This is a genomic window from Bradyrhizobium acaciae (assembly GCF_020889785.1).
GTDB classification, from domain to species: Bacteria; Pseudomonadota; Alphaproteobacteria; order Rhizobiales; family Xanthobacteraceae; genus Bradyrhizobium; species Bradyrhizobium acaciae.
Window position 1 is genome coordinate 17,922 of record NZ_JACMYK010000078.1, and the last position, 14,926, is coordinate 32,847.

General features: G+C 64.6%; 20 protein-coding genes. 9 read left to right on the forward strand and 11 right to left on the reverse strand.

Annotation, left to right across the window (positions count from 1 at the left end; all coding sequences use genetic code 11):
- The first annotated feature begins 116 nt into the window (after positions 1–116).
- The 3 genes from H8A92_RS25515 to H8A92_RS25525 are packed head-to-tail and all read left to right on the forward strand — an operon-like array spanning position 117 to position 4,041.
- Positions 117–2,891: a xanthine dehydrogenase family protein molybdopterin-binding subunit gene (locus H8A92_RS25515; RefSeq protein ID WP_229198316.1), complete on the forward strand. Its 2,775-nt coding sequence runs from the start codon at positions 117–119 to the stop codon at positions 2,889–2,891.
- Entirely contained in the window at positions 2,888–3,412 is a 525-nt protein-coding gene (locus H8A92_RS25520; protein WP_229198317.1) for a (2Fe-2S)-binding protein, read from the forward strand. Before H8A92_RS25515 ends, H8A92_RS25520 begins: the two co-directional genes overlap by 4 nt.
- Complete coding sequence (locus H8A92_RS25525; RefSeq protein WP_420831364.1) at positions 3,409–4,041, forward strand: Isoquinoline 1-oxidoreductase subunit; 633 nt, start codon at positions 3,409–3,411, stop codon at positions 4,039–4,041. The genes H8A92_RS25520 and H8A92_RS25525 overlap by 4 nt, the downstream gene beginning before the upstream one ends.
- A 452-nt stretch (positions 4,042–4,493) precedes the next feature.
- On the opposite strand, the gene H8A92_RS25530 is transcribed toward H8A92_RS25525, so the two are convergent.
- The 5 genes from H8A92_RS25530 to H8A92_RS25550 all read right to left on the reverse strand — a co-directional run bounded on the left by H8A92_RS25530 (position 4,494) and on the right by H8A92_RS25550 (position 8,206).
- The gene (locus H8A92_RS25530; protein WP_016843021.1) at positions 4,494–4,643 is read right to left on the reverse strand and encodes a hypothetical protein; all 150 of its coding nucleotides are present in this window, start codon (positions 4,641–4,643) and stop codon (positions 4,494–4,496) included.
- A 63-nt stretch (positions 4,644–4,706) separates the two neighbouring features.
- Complete coding sequence (locus tag H8A92_RS25535) at positions 4,707–5,528, reverse strand: tetratricopeptide repeat protein (protein ID WP_229198319.1); 822 nt, start codon at positions 5,526–5,528, stop codon at positions 4,707–4,709.
- Between the two features lie 32 nt (positions 5,529–5,560).
- Complete coding sequence (locus H8A92_RS25540; protein ID WP_229198320.1) at positions 5,561–6,247, reverse strand: substrate-binding domain-containing protein; 687 nt, start codon at positions 6,245–6,247, stop codon at positions 5,561–5,563.
- A gap of 5 nt (positions 6,248–6,252) precedes the next feature.
- On the reverse strand, positions 6,253–6,957 hold the full coding sequence (locus tag H8A92_RS25545) for a hypothetical protein (protein ID WP_229198321.1): 705 nt from the start codon (positions 6,955–6,957) through the stop codon (positions 6,253–6,255).
- A 214-nt stretch (positions 6,958–7,171) separates the two neighbouring features.
- Entirely contained in the window at positions 7,172–8,206 is a 1,035-nt protein-coding gene (locus tag H8A92_RS25550; protein ID WP_229198322.1) for a glutamine synthetase beta-grasp domain-containing protein, read from the reverse strand.
- 541 nt (positions 8,207–8,747) lie between these two features.
- Between H8A92_RS25550 and H8A92_RS25555 the strand changes: the two genes are divergently transcribed.
- A complete protein-coding gene (locus H8A92_RS25555; protein WP_229184270.1) occupies positions 8,748–8,948 on the forward strand; it encodes a DUF2735 domain-containing protein in 201 nt (66 codons plus the stop codon).
- A gap of 90 nt (positions 8,949–9,038) precedes the next feature.
- Here the strand turns inward: H8A92_RS25555 and H8A92_RS25560 are convergent, their stop codons facing one another.
- Complete coding sequence (locus tag H8A92_RS25560) at positions 9,039–9,353, reverse strand: MliC family protein (protein WP_229198323.1); 315 nt, start codon at positions 9,351–9,353, stop codon at positions 9,039–9,041.
- Between the two features lie 84 nt (positions 9,354–9,437).
- On the opposite strand from H8A92_RS25560, the gene H8A92_RS25565 reads away from it, so the two are divergent.
- Positions 9,438–10,181, forward strand: coding sequence for a tyrosine-protein phosphatase (locus H8A92_RS25565; protein ID WP_229198324.1), 744 nt, complete (start codon positions 9,438–9,440; stop codon positions 10,179–10,181).
- 27 nt (positions 10,182–10,208) lie between these two features.
- Here the strand turns inward: H8A92_RS25565 and H8A92_RS25570 are convergent, their stop codons facing one another.
- Together H8A92_RS25570 and H8A92_RS25575 are read right to left on the reverse strand one after the other, a co-directional pair.
- Positions 10,209–10,415: a hypothetical protein gene (locus tag H8A92_RS25570; RefSeq protein WP_163151108.1), complete on the reverse strand. Its 207-nt coding sequence runs from the start codon at positions 10,413–10,415 to the stop codon at positions 10,209–10,211.
- Positions 10,416–10,533: 118 nt separating this feature from the next.
- Positions 10,534–11,223 (reverse strand): SGNH/GDSL hydrolase family protein, encoded by a 690-nt coding sequence (locus tag H8A92_RS25575; RefSeq protein ID WP_229198325.1) that lies wholly within the window; start codon positions 11,221–11,223, stop codon positions 10,534–10,536.
- A gap of 125 nt (positions 11,224–11,348) precedes the next feature.
- On the opposite strand from H8A92_RS25575, the gene fabG reads away from it, so the two are divergent.
- On the forward strand, positions 11,349–12,029 hold the full coding sequence (gene fabG, locus H8A92_RS25580; RefSeq protein ID WP_229198326.1) for a 3-oxoacyl-ACP reductase FabG: 681 nt from the start codon (positions 11,349–11,351) through the stop codon (positions 12,027–12,029).
- On the opposite strand, the gene H8A92_RS25585 is transcribed toward fabG, so the two are convergent.
- On the reverse strand, positions 12,026–12,370 hold the full coding sequence (locus tag H8A92_RS25585) for a GrlR family regulatory protein (RefSeq protein WP_229184265.1): 345 nt from the start codon (positions 12,368–12,370) through the stop codon (positions 12,026–12,028). The genes fabG and H8A92_RS25585 overlap by 4 nt on opposite strands.
- A 142-nt stretch (positions 12,371–12,512) precedes the next feature.
- Between H8A92_RS25585 and H8A92_RS25590 the strand changes: the two genes are divergently transcribed.
- The 3 genes from H8A92_RS25590 to H8A92_RS25600 all read left to right on the forward strand — a co-directional run bounded on the left by H8A92_RS25590 (position 12,513) and on the right by H8A92_RS25600 (position 13,910).
- Complete coding sequence (locus H8A92_RS25590; RefSeq protein ID WP_229198329.1) at positions 12,513–13,196, forward strand: DUF2161 domain-containing phosphodiesterase; 684 nt, start codon at positions 12,513–12,515, stop codon at positions 13,194–13,196.
- Between the two features lie 16 nt (positions 13,197–13,212).
- Complete coding sequence (locus H8A92_RS25595) at positions 13,213–13,512, forward strand: putative quinol monooxygenase (RefSeq protein WP_229198327.1); 300 nt, start codon at positions 13,213–13,215, stop codon at positions 13,510–13,512.
- 89 nt (positions 13,513–13,601) lie between these two features.
- On the forward strand, positions 13,602–13,910 hold the full coding sequence (locus H8A92_RS25600; protein ID WP_050401418.1) for a hypothetical protein: 309 nt from the start codon (positions 13,602–13,604) through the stop codon (positions 13,908–13,910).
- Between the two features lie 81 nt (positions 13,911–13,991).
- On the opposite strand, the gene H8A92_RS25605 is transcribed toward H8A92_RS25600, so the two are convergent.
- Together H8A92_RS25605 and H8A92_RS25610 are read right to left on the reverse strand one after the other, a co-directional pair.
- Positions 13,992–14,615: a GNAT family N-acetyltransferase gene (locus H8A92_RS25605; protein WP_229198328.1), complete on the reverse strand. Its 624-nt coding sequence runs from the start codon at positions 14,613–14,615 to the stop codon at positions 13,992–13,994.
- A gap of 140 nt (positions 14,616–14,755) precedes the next feature.
- The coding region (locus H8A92_RS25610; protein WP_229198330.1) for a PaaI family thioesterase at positions 14,756–14,926 on the reverse strand (171 nt) is incomplete at its 5' end.

A 14,926-nucleotide genomic window follows, 5' to 3' on the forward strand; every position in this document is an offset into this window, starting at 1 on the left:
CGACCTATTGCGGCGTTGCGATTGCATCGGCTTTGCCGCAATACTTTCGCGTGTATTGCACAAATCGTTAAACCCCGGCGCGATATGCCGTCGAGGTATTGATGAGAGATCCGACCATGCGACCCTCGCGACGCGAATTCGTGAAGTGGCTGTCGGCGGGCGGCATTTCAGTCAGCCTGTCGCATCTGGCGCTTGCGAAGGAGCCGGCTTTCGCGAGCCGCGAGACACTGCCCGGGCGCGGCCATTTCAATCCGGCGGCCAAGGGCGCAGGCCGTGTCGACGGGGTGGCGAAGGTCACCGGCGCAAAACTCTACGCCTCCGATTTTCGTGCCGCCGACATGCCGGGCTGGCCTGCGACCACCTCGCACGCCATCCTGGTCCGCGCCAATGACGCCACGCATGTCTATGCCGGCATGGACCTCGCCCGCCTCGACGGTCCGGCGAAGCCGTCCGTTGTCGTCACCGCAGCCGATCTTGACCGGATCGGCGCGCGGGTGCCGGAGTTCTACACCGGTGACCTGTTCTGCCCGATCGGCAAGACGCCGATCTATCTGGGACAGCCGGTCGCGCTGTTGATCTTCGAGCAGTTCGACGCCTTCGATCGGGCGCGCCTCGCGCTGCGCGATGTCGGCTTCGTCAAATTCGGCGACGAGACCGGCCCGGTCACCCTGCCGAACTTTGGCGCCTATCGCTTCACGCGGGTGGCCGGCGCCACGCCCGACGCGCCCGACATCTATTCGCCGATCCAGGCCGGGTGGGTTTCGCCGAGCCGCATCCAGAATGCGGCGCTGCCGGTCTGGCTGCCGCTCGCCAAGGAGACCAAGGCCGACTACGCCAAGGCCGCCACCTATGGCGAGCAGATCCGCGCCCAGCTCGACAAGGATGATCCGTCACAGCTCGTGTTCGACCGCGAGTTCGAGACCCAGTCGGTCGATCCGATGTTCCTCGAGCCGGAAAGCGGGCTCGCCTGGTACAGCGACGCCAGCGAAACGCTCGAACTGGTGCTCGGCGTGCAGTCGCCCTATGAGGCGACCGAGTCGATCGCCTTCATGCTGGGCAAGGCCCGTTCGCCGTTCAGGCCCTCGCACATCAACGCGCAGTTCGCCCATGTCGGCGGCGGCTTCGGCGGCCGCGACCACACTCCGTTCGTGCTTTACGTCGCGCTGGCGGCGATGTTCTTCCCGGGACGGCCGGTGCGGCTCGCGCACGACCGCTACCAGCAATTCCAGGGCGGCATCAAACGCCACCCGATCAAGATGCGCTCGCGGATCGGCATCGATCGCGCGAGCGGCAAGATCACGGCGTTCGCCGCCGACCATGTGCTCGACGGCGGCGGGCTCGCCAACTTCTCCGCCAATGTCGCAACCGTCGCTGCGACCGCAGCGATCGGCATCTACGACGTCCCGAAAGTCGACGTCACCACCGTGGCGCTGCATTCACGCGGCGTGACCGCAGGCTCGATGCGCGGCTACGGCACGCTGCAGACCATGACCGCGCTCGAAGTGCTGATCGACGAGGTGGCGAGCGAGCTCAAGGTCGATCCGATCGCATTCCGCCGCAACAATGCGCTGAAACAGAACGGCCGGACCATGACCGGCAATCCCTACATCGTGTCGGTGCGCACGCCGGAAATGCTCGACAAGCTCGAGACGCATCCGATCTGGCAGCAGCGCGCCGCGTTCAAGCAGAACGCCCCGGAGGGACGGCTGGTCGGCACCGGCGTCGCCTGCGTTACCAAGGATTACGGCGCGGGCGCGGATTGCTCGCTTGGCCGGGTCGAGATCGATCCCGACGGACGGATCGCGATCCACTGCGATCATGTCGAGATGGGCAACGGCATTGGTACCGCACTTGCGAACCGGGTCGCGATCCATCTCGGCGCCGTCGCCGACGAGGTCGCCGTCTCCCGGGTCGACAGCTACGACGCGCTCGGGCTCGTCACCTCGGGCGATCCCTACACGATGGATCAGAAGACCCAGGACCTCGCCGAGAAGAACCCGCGCTGGGTGCCCGCGATCAGCTCGGCAACGAGTGCGTCGATCGGTGCCCATGTCGGCACGCATTCGGCGGCCGAGGCGGCGCGCGTCATCTTCCGTTTCGGCCTCTGGCCGGCAGCGCTCGAGCTCTGGCACATCGGCAAGGCCGATCCGCGCGCGCGGCAGTGGGACAAGGCACGCTGGCAGGGCGGGCAACTGGTGCTCGACGATCTCGCACCGCAGCCATTGTCGCAGCTTGCGGCAACCGCGCATAAGCGCGGCTTCGTCACCGGCGCGGTAGCGCACAGCTTCTCGCGCTGGGCCTGGTCGCGCGCACGTTTCCCCTTGTTCGGCGAGCAATACCGCGCCGAGATCGATGCGCTGGCGATCCGCCGTGGCCGCGGCAGGCTCGAGCGGATCGACCGAACAAGCGTGAAGTTTCCGCCGACCGACAACAACCGGATCGGCACTGCCTACACCTCGATGTGCGGCACGCTGGTCCGCGTCGAGATCGAGCGCGCGACCGGCATCCTGCGCATTGCCAAGGCCTATAGCGTGTTCGAATGCGGCCAGGCGCTGGTGCCCGAAGTCGTGCTCGGCCAGTCCCATGGCGGGTTCGCGATGGGCGTCGGCTACGCGCTGCTCGAGACCCTGCCGCCGTTCGAAGGCGGCCCCGGCAACGGGCAGTGGAATCTCGGCCAGTACCTGATCGCGCGCGGTTCCGACCTGCCGCTGCACGACCTGGAGATCGAGGTGCTGCCGCCGCTGACGCCGGACGAACCGCCCAAGGGCATGGCCGAGGTGGTGATGATCCCGATCGTGCCGGCGCTGCTCAACGCCATCAACGACGCCACCGGCCATCGCTTCCGCTCACTGCCGGTGACAACGAGCCTGCTCAAGGGAGCGCTTGCGTGACGACGCTCACCCTCACCATCAACGGCCAGGAGCACGGCCCGATCGAGGTCCGCGACGACCTCTCGATGAACGACTTCCTTCGCGAGATGCTCGGCATGACCGGCACCAAGTTCGGCTGCGGCGCCGCGCAATGCCTGAGCTGCGCCGTGATCATCGATGATCCCGACGGCACCAGCTACACCACGCCGACCTGCGTGGTCCCGGCAGCGAATTTCGACGGCAAGGCGATCCGCACCGTCGAGGGCCACGCCAAAGACGGCGAACTCTCGGCGTTGCAGCGCGCCTTCATCGACCACTTCGCATTCCAGTGCGGCTATTGCACCGCCGGCTTCCTCAATGAGGGCCAGGTTTTGCTCGAACGGCTGGCGAAAACGCCGGTCGCGCACGACCAGCTCGAGGCCGTGATTGCGGATGCGCTCGACGGCCATCTGTGCCGCTGCACCGGCTACATCAAATATCACCAGGCGGTGCGAGATGTGATCCTCGCCGATTCCAGCCGCTATCTGACCGCCAACAAATGAGCCCGCGAGCGATGTCATCGGAAACGCGGTCTCGGATCATTGCAGTCGTGACGGCAGTCGCGACCAGCCTGTGCGCAGGATACGCGGCATCGGAGAGCGCAAGCCACGCCCTCGCCTCGCCGGAAAGCTTTGCCGGAATCGAGAATGTCGAGCAGCGCTCTGCGGCGATCTTCACCGAGCTCGGCAAGGTGCTGACCCATCCCCGCTGTACCAATTGCCACCCCGCCGGCGACAGCCCGCGGCAAGGCGATATCAGCCGCATGCACCAGCCGCCGGTCACGCGCGGTACCGACGGCCACGGCGTTGCGGCGATGCGCTGCTCGATCTGCCACCAGCACGCCAATTTCGATCCCGGTCGCGTGCCCGGGCATCCGGAATGGCATCTCGCGCCGCGCGAGATGGCCTGGGCCGGCAAGGCCGTCGGCGAGATCTGCGCCCAGATCCGCGACCCCGCGCGCAACGGCGGCCGCAAGGTCGAGGACCTGGTCGACCATATCGGCAAGGACACGCTGGTAGGCTGGGCCTGGCATCCCGGCTTCGGCCGCTCGCCGGCACCCGGCACGCAGGCGCAGGCCGGCGCGCTGGTCGAGGCCTGGGTCAAGACAGGCGCAGCCTGCCCCGCGCCGTGAGCGGCGGGGATCACGGCGTGGCGTGACGCCTTGAATCGAGATCCATCCTCATCGTCGTCCCTGCGAAAGCAGGGACCCATAACCACACATGCCGATTGCTGGGCGATCCCGGAACGACGAGTCCCTGTAACAAGGTCCGCCGCGGCGTATGGGTCCCTGCTTTCGCAGACGCGTTGGAGGAGCCGCGGGCTCACATCACGATTTCTGGATAATCGAAGAATGCCGCTGATTTGCCCGACGAGTCAAGTTCCTGTGTCGGACGCCGGCAGCCGACTACTTTGCATGGGGTTGTTTTCGATATTTGGCAGGGCCCGTGCAATGGCAGGCTATCACATCCGGATGTCAGCCTCGTTCCATAACCGGCCATGACGACGTGGAAGCCCGCAAGCGCCATATGCGATGGCCCTGCCCGCAAGCGGGGGCGCCGCGACTGTCGCCAGTTCAAACCAGCTTTAATGCCGCTTGAAGTACTGCACGTCGCGCTCGTGCTTCTCGGCGGCCGCGCGCGACTTGAAGGTGCCGAGATTGCGGCGCTTGCCGGTCTTCGGATTGACCTTGCGGGAATACAGCCGGTACTCGCCGGAACGCAGCTTGCGGATCATGACGTCGCCTCGCCAATGCGTTTCGTATATCAACGAGACGCAGGCGCTGACGTTCCTGTTTGATTAGAAGCAGAGGTTGGTCACGGCGTTGCCGCGCTTGTCCTTGATGACGTAGGGACAGCGCGCGCGCTCAAGCGCCTTCTTGGCGTCCTCGTCGCCGAGCGCGGCTGCCCGTTCATAATAGGCTTTTGCGGCATCGCCATCCTTCGGCCCGCCGCGCCCGGCCTGCGCGAAGGCGCCCATCCGCTCCAGCGCGCCGGGATGGTTCTGCGCGGCAGCCTTCTCGAACAACGCGCGCGCGCCGGCATCGTCCTGCGCACCGCCCTTGCCGTCAGCCAGCATCATGCCGAGCTGGTACTGCGCCTCGGCATTGGTCTCGGCGGACTTGGCGAGCAATTCGCGCGCGCGTGCGGGGTCTGACGCCGCACCACCGCCACCGAGCGCCGCAAGATTGCTGACGCCGCGCGCGTTGCCGGCCTGCGCCGCACGCTCGAACAATTTGCGCGCCTGCGCCTCGTCTTTGGCGACGCCGGTGCCGTTGCCGTAGAGCACGCCGAGTTCGACCATCGCCGATGTCGAGCCCTTGTCGGCGGCCTTGCGCCAGGCGCCTGCGGCTTCCGCCGTCTGCCGGTTGGCGGCGTAGGCGCGGCCGAGTTCGTACATCGCGCGGCGCGACGATTTTGCCGCCAATGCACAATACTTGATCGCGGTCGCGACATCGGCCGATGCGATGTCGCCCACGCCCCTCACATCGGCCGGCTTGTCGGGATCGGAGGGGTCGGCGGCGAGCCGGTCGCACAGCACGAGGTCGGCCGATTGCGCATGGACGAGCGCCGGAGCAGCCAACGCGGCGGCAACGACAATTGCTTGGAGAGGTCTGAACATGGGCGGCAGGTTGCGTCGCGGTGCGGGCAAATTCAAGGCTCGAGTCCGGTCTCGCGCAGCACTGGCGCGACATCGGCCGACGACAGGTAGCGCAGCAGATGATCAGCCGCCTCCGTGCGCTCCGACGTCGTCATACGGCCCGCGGAGAACACCGCCGGCGTCTGCAAGCCCAGGGGAATTGGCCCGACGACCTCGATACCGTCGACCTGCTTCAACTCGCTGATCTGCTGGATCGCAAGATCGGCTTCACCGGTGACAAGCCTTTCCGCGGTGAAGCCCATCGGAATGATCACCGCCCGCGCGTTGATCGCCTCCGCAATGCCGAGGCGCGCGATCAGCCGCGCGAACAGGATGCCGCTGGCACCGAGCCGCGAATAGGCCACCGCCCGTGCGCCGAGCAGCGCCGAACGCAGCGCGGCTTCGGTGGCGATGTCGGGACGAACGGCACCCGCCTTCACTGCGACGCCGACATAGGAGCGCGCGAGATCGACCGCACTGTCCCGCGCAACGCGGCCCTCGCCGATCATCTCGGCGAGGCCTTCACGCGTCAGGATCACGAGATCGGCCGCCTCGCCGCCGCGCAGGCGTTCGAGCAGCGCCAGGGTCGGCGCGAAATCGGCATCGATCCGCACGCCGCTCGCCGCCAGATAAGCCTCGGCAAGGCGCGCGACCGCGCCCTTCAGTGCCAATGTCGAGAGCACGCGAACCGAACTGGTCATGTCGCTTAGGCCCGCCGCATCAGCTTGAGTGCGGCGGTGAGGCGCAGGCTGCGCTTGCCCGCAAGCGCGGTCGCCTCCAGCACGGCGCTCTCCGCGTCGCAGGTGCCGGCAAAGCCGATCCCGACCTCATGGCCACCGAAGATCGGGTTCTCGCCCATCGCCGAGGTGTGTTCCTGATTGAGGATCTGGCCCTTCCAGCGGCCTTTCTCTGACGTGTAGGTGCCGAGATAGTAGAAGAACGCATCGCCACCGAGGATGCGGCCGTTGTTCAGCAGCATCACACCCGTGAGGCTGCCATCGACCCCATCGAGCAGCTGGATGTGGATTGAATAGAGTCCGTTGACGATACCGCCCTCGCCAACCCCGCCTGCGATCGGCACTTCGTCTCTCGCGATCGGCGTCATCACCGACTGGAACGGCACGCCGGGCAATTCCTTCAGTTCGCCCTTGAAGCGGTAGAGATCACCGTCCGGCCAGCCCTTGGCGAGCAGCGTCGCGTCGTCGGTACCGGCCATCGCGCGGTAGTTCAGGTCGGGGTTGTGGCGGACGGTCTGAATCTCGACCGCGACGTCGTCGCCGTCCTTCTCGTAGGTGCCGATATGGGCGAACGCCGAGTTGCCGCCGAGCATCTTGCCGTCGCCGGCATACATCACGCTGCGGCCGACGGTGCCGCCCAGCTCGAACCGGACCTTGTAAAACCCCTCAAACAAGCGCCGTGTCCCCGGCAGCCAAGATACAAGCGTTGTCTAGCGCGGTTCATAACGCAGCGAAACCGCTTTCGGCGGAGCGCGGCCCGCAAAGACTGTCGTTAAAGTGCAAAGGTCCGCCAAGGCAGTCGCCCTGGCGGACCCTATTGCAGTACCGGATGGCTCCATCCGGCTCCGATCGTTACTTAGGCCGCAGCCATTTTAAGCTACAGCCATATTAAGCCGCAGCCTTGGCACCGGTCGGCACTTCGGAGATCGTCTTCAGGATCTGCGAAGCGATCTGGTAGGGGTCGCCTTGGGAGTTCGGGCGGCGGTCTTCCAGATAGCCCTTGTAGCCATTGTTGACGAAGGAGTGCGGTACGCGGATCGAGGCACCACGATCAGCCACGCCGTAGCTGAACTTGTTCCACGGCGCGGTCTCGTGCTTGCCGGTCAGGCGCTTGTCGTTGTCCGGGCCGTAGACCGCGATGTGGTCCATCAGGTTCTTGTCGAAGGCCTTCATCAGGCTTTCGAAATAGTCCTTGCCGCCGACTTCGCGCATGTACTTGGTCGAGAAGTTGGCGTGCATGCCCGAGCCGTTCCAGTCGGTGTCGCCGAGCGGCTTGCAGTGGAATTCGATGTCGATGCCGTAGCTCTCGGTGAGGCGCAGCATCAGATAGCGAGCCATCCACATCTGGTCAGCGGCGGTCTTGGAGCCCTTGCCGAAGATCTGGAATTCCCACTGGCCCTTGGCCACTTCGGCATTGATGCCTTCGTGGTTGATGCCGGCGGCGAGGCAGAGATTGAGGTGCTCTTCCACGATCTTGCGGGCAACGCTGCCGACGTTCTTGTAGCCGACGCCGGTGTAGTACGGACCCTGCGGAGCCGGATAACCCTCTTCCGGGAAGCCGAGCGGACGGCCGTCCTTGTAGAAGAAATATTCCTGCTCGAACCCGAACCAGGCGCCTTCGTCATCCAGCACGGTGGCGCGCTTGTTCGAGACATGCGGCGTCTTGCCGTCGGGCATCATGACTTCGCACATCACCAGCACGCCGTTCTCGCGCGCGGCGTCGGGATAGCAGGCGACCGGCTTCAGCACGCAGTCAGAGCTGTGGCCTTCAGCCTGCTGGGTGGACGAACCGTCAAAGCCCCACAGCGGAAGCTGTTCGAGGGTCGGGAACGACGCGAATTCCTTGATCTGCGTCTTACCGCGCAGGCTCGGCGTCGGCGTATATCCGTCGAGCCAGATATACTCGAGCTTGTACTTGGTCATTGAACCTCTCTGTTGATGATGCAAAACCGTGAGGAACCGAAAGCCAGTCGGCCGCCGCACGCGTACCCGGCCACCATCGGCCGGACCTTACTAAGCAATTAAAATGCCAGTCGCTGCGCTGCGGCACCCGCCCTGGTCGCGGATGTCCACAGCTGACATCGAATTTTTAGCTGCGACATAGCAGCGCGGCTGGCATGCGCCGCGGTCAGCCAAAATCTTCTCTCGGCCCCCTCCGTCGCCCGTTTCTGCAGCAAATTCGGCTACGGCATCAGTAGTCGATTAATGCGGCGGCAGCCCTATGTGACAGTTTGCGTCCAAACGCCGGTCGCCCGGCAGCCATGGCCCCGGCCCAACTGTTGGTCAGCTGTATCTTGCCTTGCAGGATGCAAACCGGGATTTGCACACGAATTAGACAGAGTCTGACCATTTGTTAGTCAGCTTGCGCCCTGTCGGGCCCGGACCGATATCAAAATGACGGTAACCACACGCGAATGAGTCGGGCGCACCATGGAGGCTCGCTCCGGCCAAAGGAGACTTTGACATGATCACCACGGGCCAAAATCAGGGATCGGCAACGATCTATCAATTCCCGGCTGGGGGCCGCGCAGCTCTCGGCGGACGCCGCTACGGCGAAATGCGACCGGCGCGCGATCTTGCCGCTGAGGTCGAGACCTCGGCATGCAGCGAGAGCTGGTACCACCAGGCAGCGATCGAGGACGCCAAGCCGAGCCGCGATCACTGATGTCGATCCGGCAGAGACGCGTGACGCAAAAACGTCAGACGGCATCAGGGCAGTAGGAAAGGGTCGGAACGCAGCGTTTCGGCCCTTTTTTCATGCCACCAGTTCGCAGGCCGTCACCGGCCGCCTCGCATGCCGAAGCCTGGTAAGTCCGCCGCGGGTGATCTCGAGCGTGACACCGCCGCCCCTGTAGCGCGCGCCCGACAGCGACAGCCGCTTGATCAGCGTCACCGCCTTGCCGTCGAGTTGCAGATGCGCGCGGTTATCCCCCTTGAAGAACGCGGCAATGAACTGCGTGCCGTCGGTACAGCGATAATTCCGGAACACGGATTGCGCCGATGCCGCCGAGAAACCCCAAACCTCGAAAAGAATCGCGCCGACGAGAATGGCGCCCCCGCGATAAGTCATATTCTCCCCCCGAGAGGCCGGTTATAGACCTGTCTGCGCCGATACTCCTGCGCCAAGACCTCACAAGCTGCAACAGGCCCGCCGATGTCAGAAGCCCCTGCCCGTCACCTCAATCTCGCCGGCGCCAGCAATTTCCGCGACCTCGGCGGTTACCAGACGCGTGACGGCCGCACGGTGCGCTGGCGGCAGATCTTCCGCTCCAATCATCTTGCGCATCTCACCGAGCAGGACGTTGCCGTGGTGCGCTCGCTCGGGATCAAGAGCGCGTTCGATTTTCGTGGCGTCGCCGAGCGTGCCGAGGCGTTGTGCGGCATGAGCGACGTTACCGTGCATTCGCTCCCCGTCGAGCCGACGGTGGTGGCTTCACTGCGCGAGATCGCAAGCAACCGTGAACTATCTGAAGCCGATGCGATCGATGTGATGCGGGATTCCTACCGCGGCTACGTTCAGGACAACACGGCGCGCTACCGCGCGCTGTTTGCCCATCTGCTCGAGGACCGCGCACCGCTGGTGATCCACTGCACCGCGGGCAAGGATCGCACCGGCTTTGCCTGCGCGCTGATCCTGCACGCGCTCGGCGTGTCCGGTGAGGTGATCGCGGACGATTATCTCCTCACCAATCAGTTCTACAAGCGCGATCCGGCCCACAGCACCGAACTGCCCGACGACGTCAAGCAGGTGCTCGGCACCGTGCGCGCAGCATTTCTGGAGGCTTCTTTCGAAGCGATCGATGCTGCCTACGGCAGTCTCGACGGCTATTTCCGCGAAGGCCTCGGGCTCGGCCAGGCCGAGCGCAAGGCGCTTGAAGGTCGCTATCTGCAAGCCTGATCAGTTCACCTGATCAGGCCACTTGGCTCAGGCTGCGGCGGCCTCGAGCTCGAGCTCCGCATCGAGGTCGGCAATCACGTCTTCGAATGCCGAGATCGCCTGCTGGATCGCTGCGATCTGCATCAATTCCCAGCTACCCACTGGTCCGTTACGGTTTTGCAGCGCCACGACAAGATCGCGCCGCTGCTCCTTAAGCTGAACGAGCGGTAAACCGTGGTCCGGAAGATATCCCATCGAAAACCCCTACCTTGGCTGGAGTTCCGCTTCTACGAGAAGGGTTCTGCAAACGACTTACGGAACTGCTGCAAATTTTATCCAACCGGCCCATTACCGTAGTCTTACGTAGTCCGGCTTACGTGATCGCCTCCAGCTTCAAGGCGTCGTCGATCGCGCCGAACAGCGCCTGCGTTACGCAACTGGTCGCCGATTCGCTGGTGTGAAGCTGCCCGCCGTCATCGAGCTCGGCGAGTGGAATCCCGTCGTCGGCCCAGCGCTTCATCAGCGCGAAGCGGCTGAACAGGTTGACACGCTTGCTCGACGTGACATCCGCGATCATCGGCATGATGATGTTCGCGAGATTGAGCGCGGCCTGCGTTCCGACGATCGCCTGCGTGTACTGGGAATCCATCACGACGACGTCAAGCGAAAGCGCCGCAAGCAGGTCGAGACCGGCCTCCAGCGTGGCGCGCACCTCGGCGGGATTGTAGCTCTTGTAGACCGCGTTGGTCCCGACCTGCCAGATCACCAGCACCGGCGCCTCAGCCGTCACGTCGGACTCGATGCGCGAATATTCCTCCGGCGCCTCCTGGCCGCCGATCCCGCGATTGATCACGTCGATCATCCGGCCGAAGAAGCGTTGCCGCAGCAGCATCTCGAGCCGCGGCGGGAACGGCAGAATGTTGTCGGCGCCCGCCGTCGACGAGGATCCGAGCGCCACCACCTTGATCTTGCGCTGATGCCGGAGCGCTTCCGCAAAGTGCGGCAACGGATGTCCGAACTTGACGAGTTCGAGATGGGTTTCGCACGGCCTGGAGGTCGGCATCGCAACATCCTTGACGTGAATGAAATGACGAATGCGCGCAGTAGGAGGTGAAATCGGCGGCATTGCAAATGAAATCCGCCTGATCATAGTGAGCGCTCTGCCTGCCTGCGAGTACGGAGACCGCCATGAACGGAAAAGCCATCGTCATCACCGGCGCGCTCGGTGCGCTCGGCAAAGTGGTCACCGAAGAGGCGCTGGCGCGCGGCGCGCGCGTCGCCGGTATCGACCATGCCGCCTCGCAGCTTGCGGCGACGGCCGACCGCATCGAGCTCGGCGGCGTCGACCTCACCGACACGGCGCAGGCGACGGCTGCGATCGACAAGGCGGCAGCACATTTCGGCCGGCTCGACGGGCTGATCAACATCGCCGGCGGCTTTACCTTCGAAGCCGTGAGCGACGGCGATCCCGCAACGTGGCAGCGCATGTATGCGATGAACGTGATGACCGCCTTCAACACATCGCGCGCGGCCATCCCGCATCTGATCAAGTCCGGCGCCGGCCGGATCATCAATATCGGTGCGCTGGGCGCGCTGCAGGCCGCATCCGGCATGGGCCCCTATGCCGCCTCGAAGGCCGGCGTTCACCGCCTCACCGAGTCGCTCGCTGCGGAACTCAAGGGCAAGGTGACGGTCAACGCCGTGCTGCCCTCGATCATCGATACGGCAGCCAATCGCGCCGCGATGCCGAAAGCCGATATCTCCAAATGGGTGACGCCGAAGGAACTCGCCGAGGTGATCCTGTTCCTCGCCAGCGACGCCGCAAGCGCCGTCACCGGCGCGCTGCTGCCGGTGAACGGGCGGGTCTAGTCCGCAACCAGCAGCCGCAGCTTCGACTTGAAGCGGATGCTCTGCTTGCCGGCGAGCGCCATGCCGTCGCCCTCGGCGGTCTGATCGGTGTAGGTGCCGGTAAATCCGATCGTCACCACCTTGCGTTCCCACACCGGGCGCTCGCCATAGGTCGGCGAATGCTCCTCGTTGGTGACCTCGCCCTTCCACTTGCCATCGGCCGCGGTGTAGCTGCCATGGGCGAAGAAGAACGAGTCCCCGCCGCGCATCTGGCCGTCACGCAGCACCATGACACCCTGGTTCCCGCCCGAGACGCCGTCGAGAAATTCGATGGTGATGTGATAGAGCCCGTTCCGGATCATGAAATGGTCGCGCCGTTGTCCCCGCCTCACAATAGCCGCTCTGGCGCGCTGTGAGCAAATTCCGTCCACGTCGGCAGGGGCCGATCCGGCTATGCTGCTGCGAATCGAGTCGCGGCCGGAACGGCCGCCGGAGCCCTCGCCGTTGGAAACCGCGCTTTACCTGCCCGTCAAACGCTTCCTCGAAAAGCTCGGGTTCGCGGTGAAGGGCGAGATCGGCGGCTGCGACCTCGTCGCATTGAGCGGCGACGACCCACCCGTCGTCGTGATCGGTGAACTCAAGCTCGCCTTCAATCTCGAACTGATCCTGCAGGCGGTGGATCGCGCCGCCGCCGCCGATGAGGTGTGGATCGCGGCCAAGGTGTCGGCCCGCGGCAAGGGCCGCGAGAGCGACGCGCGCTATCGCAATCTGTGCCGGCGGCTCGGCTTCGGCATGCTCGGCGTCACCGATCGCGGCGACATCGAGGTGCTGGTGCCGCCGCCGACCGCGGCTATCAGGCGCAATCCGAAGAAGCGCTCGCGCCTGATCACCGAGCACCGCAAGCGCAAGGGCGATCCCGCCATGGGCGGATCGACGCGCGCGCCGATCATGACCGCCTACCGCCAGCAGGCGCTGGCCTGCGCCTGTGCACTCTCGGACGGGCCACGGCGGGTTCGCGACCTGCGGGCCGACATTCCGGACGCGGGCAAGATCCTGCTGCATAATGTCTACGGCTGGTTCGATCGCGCCGAGCGCGGCATCTATGTGCTGACCGATGCCGGCCGCGCCGCGCTGAAGCGCTGGCCGCAACAGCCGATGAGTGCATCAGGGGCCGAAGCCGCCCCCTAACAAACTGGGGGAGACCATGATCGTCGTCACCGGCAGCGTCACCGCCCGCCTCGACAGCTTCGACGATGTGCGACGGCTGAGCCTCGAGCATGTCCAACGCTCGCGCACCGAGCCCGGCTGCATCTCGCACGCGGTCCACGTCGACTGCGAGAATCCGCTGCGGCTGGTGTTTTTCGAGCAATGGGCCGACCGCGGCGCGCTGGCGGCGCATTTCGCAGTCCCTGCGTCACGTGATTTCGTGCGGTCTCTGCAATCGCTTGCCGCAGCAGCGACCACCATCGAACTTTATGACGCTCACAAGATTGAGAGACTCTAGCTGCATGGCTGGATTGCCATCTCACATTCATATTGCAATGCAACATTGGGCACCTTACGTATCTCCCGCGATTCAAGGATGAGGCGGCGATGAGCGGAGACTGGAACACCAAATACGGCACAAGGCGCGTGCGGCACGATCCGCCGACGCTGGAGGAGGCAATCTTCGCCGCCATCGGTATTACCGATGACGTGGAGGCCCAGGCCGAGATCGCGTCGTCCCTGATGGGGCTGCCCTATGAGGAAGTCCTGGCCGAGGTGAAGAAGACCGCGCGCGTCAGCGCCCGTACCGGCACCGCAACCCGCGTGATCGCCGGCGAACAGGGCGCGCAGCGCTCCGTCGTAGTCGAGCGCCGCGTGGTCCGCCGTCTCGCGCCGGCCAAGCGCACCGGCACCTGAGAAACAACATCCGCTAGCTCAAAGAAAAAGGGCAATCCACTGAGCGGATTGCCCTTTTTGTATTTCATCTTAGATCTGAATTCAGGCCGCCCGGCCCCAGCCGGACATCTGCATCACCATACGCCAATAGGCGCGGTTCATGTCGACGATCGCGCGCGCAGCTTCGACCGGTGTAACCGGGGCGAGTGCCGGCGCCGGTTCAGCCTGGTGCTGCTCGGTCAAGTCGATGCTGCCGGTCGACTCACCGTGGCGGAAGCTCAGCTGCGCACCGAACTTGGTGGCGAGCGCACGCATCGCGTCGTTCTGCGCGCCGGTGGTGATACGCAGATTGGTGTAGCCCTTGGCATGTGCCTCGGCGATCAGCTTGCGGAACAGCGTGCTGCCGACGCCCTTGCGCCGCACCGACTGCTCCACGCTGAAGGCGATCTCGGGCTGGGCATCCGGTGACTGCTCCGGCGGATGCAGTTCCGCTGCCCCGCGGACCACGCCATCCTCGAAATAAGCGATGATGACCGTCCCGTCGTTGGCGCAGCGCTCGGCATAACGGCGGATGAAGCTGTCGTCGATGAAGCCATGAAAACGATCATGACGGCTGGTACGATCCAGCCGCAGCAAATGATCGCGCAGCAGAGGGAGTTCCTCCTGCTGGCTCAACGTCCGCACGGTACCCTTGGCAGCCGTCGGACGGATAGAATCATAGTTCATTTCATAACTCCTCTTGGTAGCCCTCGAGGAGGCGTCGAGTCCCTAGCAACTCCTATATTGTGCGCCGCACCATATAATTCAAGTGTCTAGATTCATTTAAGTAAACAATGATGTGATCGGCAAATCACATCATTGCCCCATCATAGTACCAATTGCGTCTGGGTGACGACGGCGACCAGCTTGCCGTCTTCGGTTTCCAGCCTGGTCTGCCAGACCTGGGTCCGCCGGCCCCGGTGCACCGGCGTCGCCGTCGCGATCACGGTGGTGCCCTCCTTGGCGCCGCCGATGAAGTTGGTCTTGCTCTCCAGCGT

Excerpts from the sequence above, each read along its gene's own strand:
- H8A92_RS25515 (WP_229198316.1), top strand. The coding sequence starts at position 117 with ATGCGACCCTCGCGACGCGAATTCGTGAAGTGGCTGTCGGCGGGCGGC.
- H8A92_RS25525 (WP_420831364.1), top strand. The coding sequence starts at position 3,409 with ATGAGCCCGCGAGCGATGTCATCGGAAACGCGGTCTCGGATCATTGCA.
- H8A92_RS25530 (WP_016843021.1), bottom strand. The coding sequence starts at position 4,643 with ATGATCCGCAAGCTGCGTTCCGGCGAGTACCGGCTGTATTCCCGCAAG.
- H8A92_RS25535 (WP_229198319.1), bottom strand. The coding sequence starts at position 5,528 with ATGTTCAGACCTCTCCAAGCAATTGTCGTTGCCGCCGCGTTGGCTGCT.
- H8A92_RS25540 (WP_229198320.1), bottom strand. The coding sequence starts at position 6,247 with ATGACCAGTTCGGTTCGCGTGCTCTCGACATTGGCACTGAAGGGCGCG.
- H8A92_RS25550 (WP_229198322.1), bottom strand. The coding sequence starts at position 8,206 with ATGACCAAGTACAAGCTCGAGTATATCTGGCTCGACGGATATACGCCG.
- H8A92_RS25555 (WP_229184270.1), top strand. The coding sequence starts at position 8,748 with ATGATCACCACGGGCCAAAATCAGGGATCGGCAACGATCTATCAATTC.
- H8A92_RS25560 (WP_229198323.1), bottom strand. The coding sequence starts at position 9,353 with ATGACTTATCGCGGGGGCGCCATTCTCGTCGGCGCGATTCTTTTCGAG.
- H8A92_RS25565 (WP_229198324.1), top strand. The coding sequence starts at position 9,438 with ATGTCAGAAGCCCCTGCCCGTCACCTCAATCTCGCCGGCGCCAGCAAT.
- H8A92_RS25570 (WP_163151108.1), bottom strand. The coding sequence starts at position 10,415 with ATGGGATATCTTCCGGACCACGGTTTACCGCTCGTTCAGCTTAAGGAG.
- H8A92_RS25575 (WP_229198325.1), bottom strand. The coding sequence starts at position 11,223 with ATGCCGACCTCCAGGCCGTGCGAAACCCATCTCGAACTCGTCAAGTTC.
- fabG (WP_229198326.1), top strand. The coding sequence starts at position 11,349 with ATGAACGGAAAAGCCATCGTCATCACCGGCGCGCTCGGTGCGCTCGGC.
- H8A92_RS25585 (WP_229184265.1), bottom strand. The coding sequence starts at position 12,370 with ATGATCCGGAACGGGCTCTATCACATCACCATCGAATTTCTCGACGGC.
- H8A92_RS25595 (WP_229198327.1), top strand. The coding sequence starts at position 13,213 with ATGATCGTCGTCACCGGCAGCGTCACCGCCCGCCTCGACAGCTTCGAC.
- H8A92_RS25600 (WP_050401418.1), top strand. The coding sequence starts at position 13,602 with ATGAGCGGAGACTGGAACACCAAATACGGCACAAGGCGCGTGCGGCAC.
- H8A92_RS25605 (WP_229198328.1), bottom strand. The coding sequence starts at position 14,615 with ATGAACTATGATTCTATCCGTCCGACGGCTGCCAAGGGTACCGTGCGG.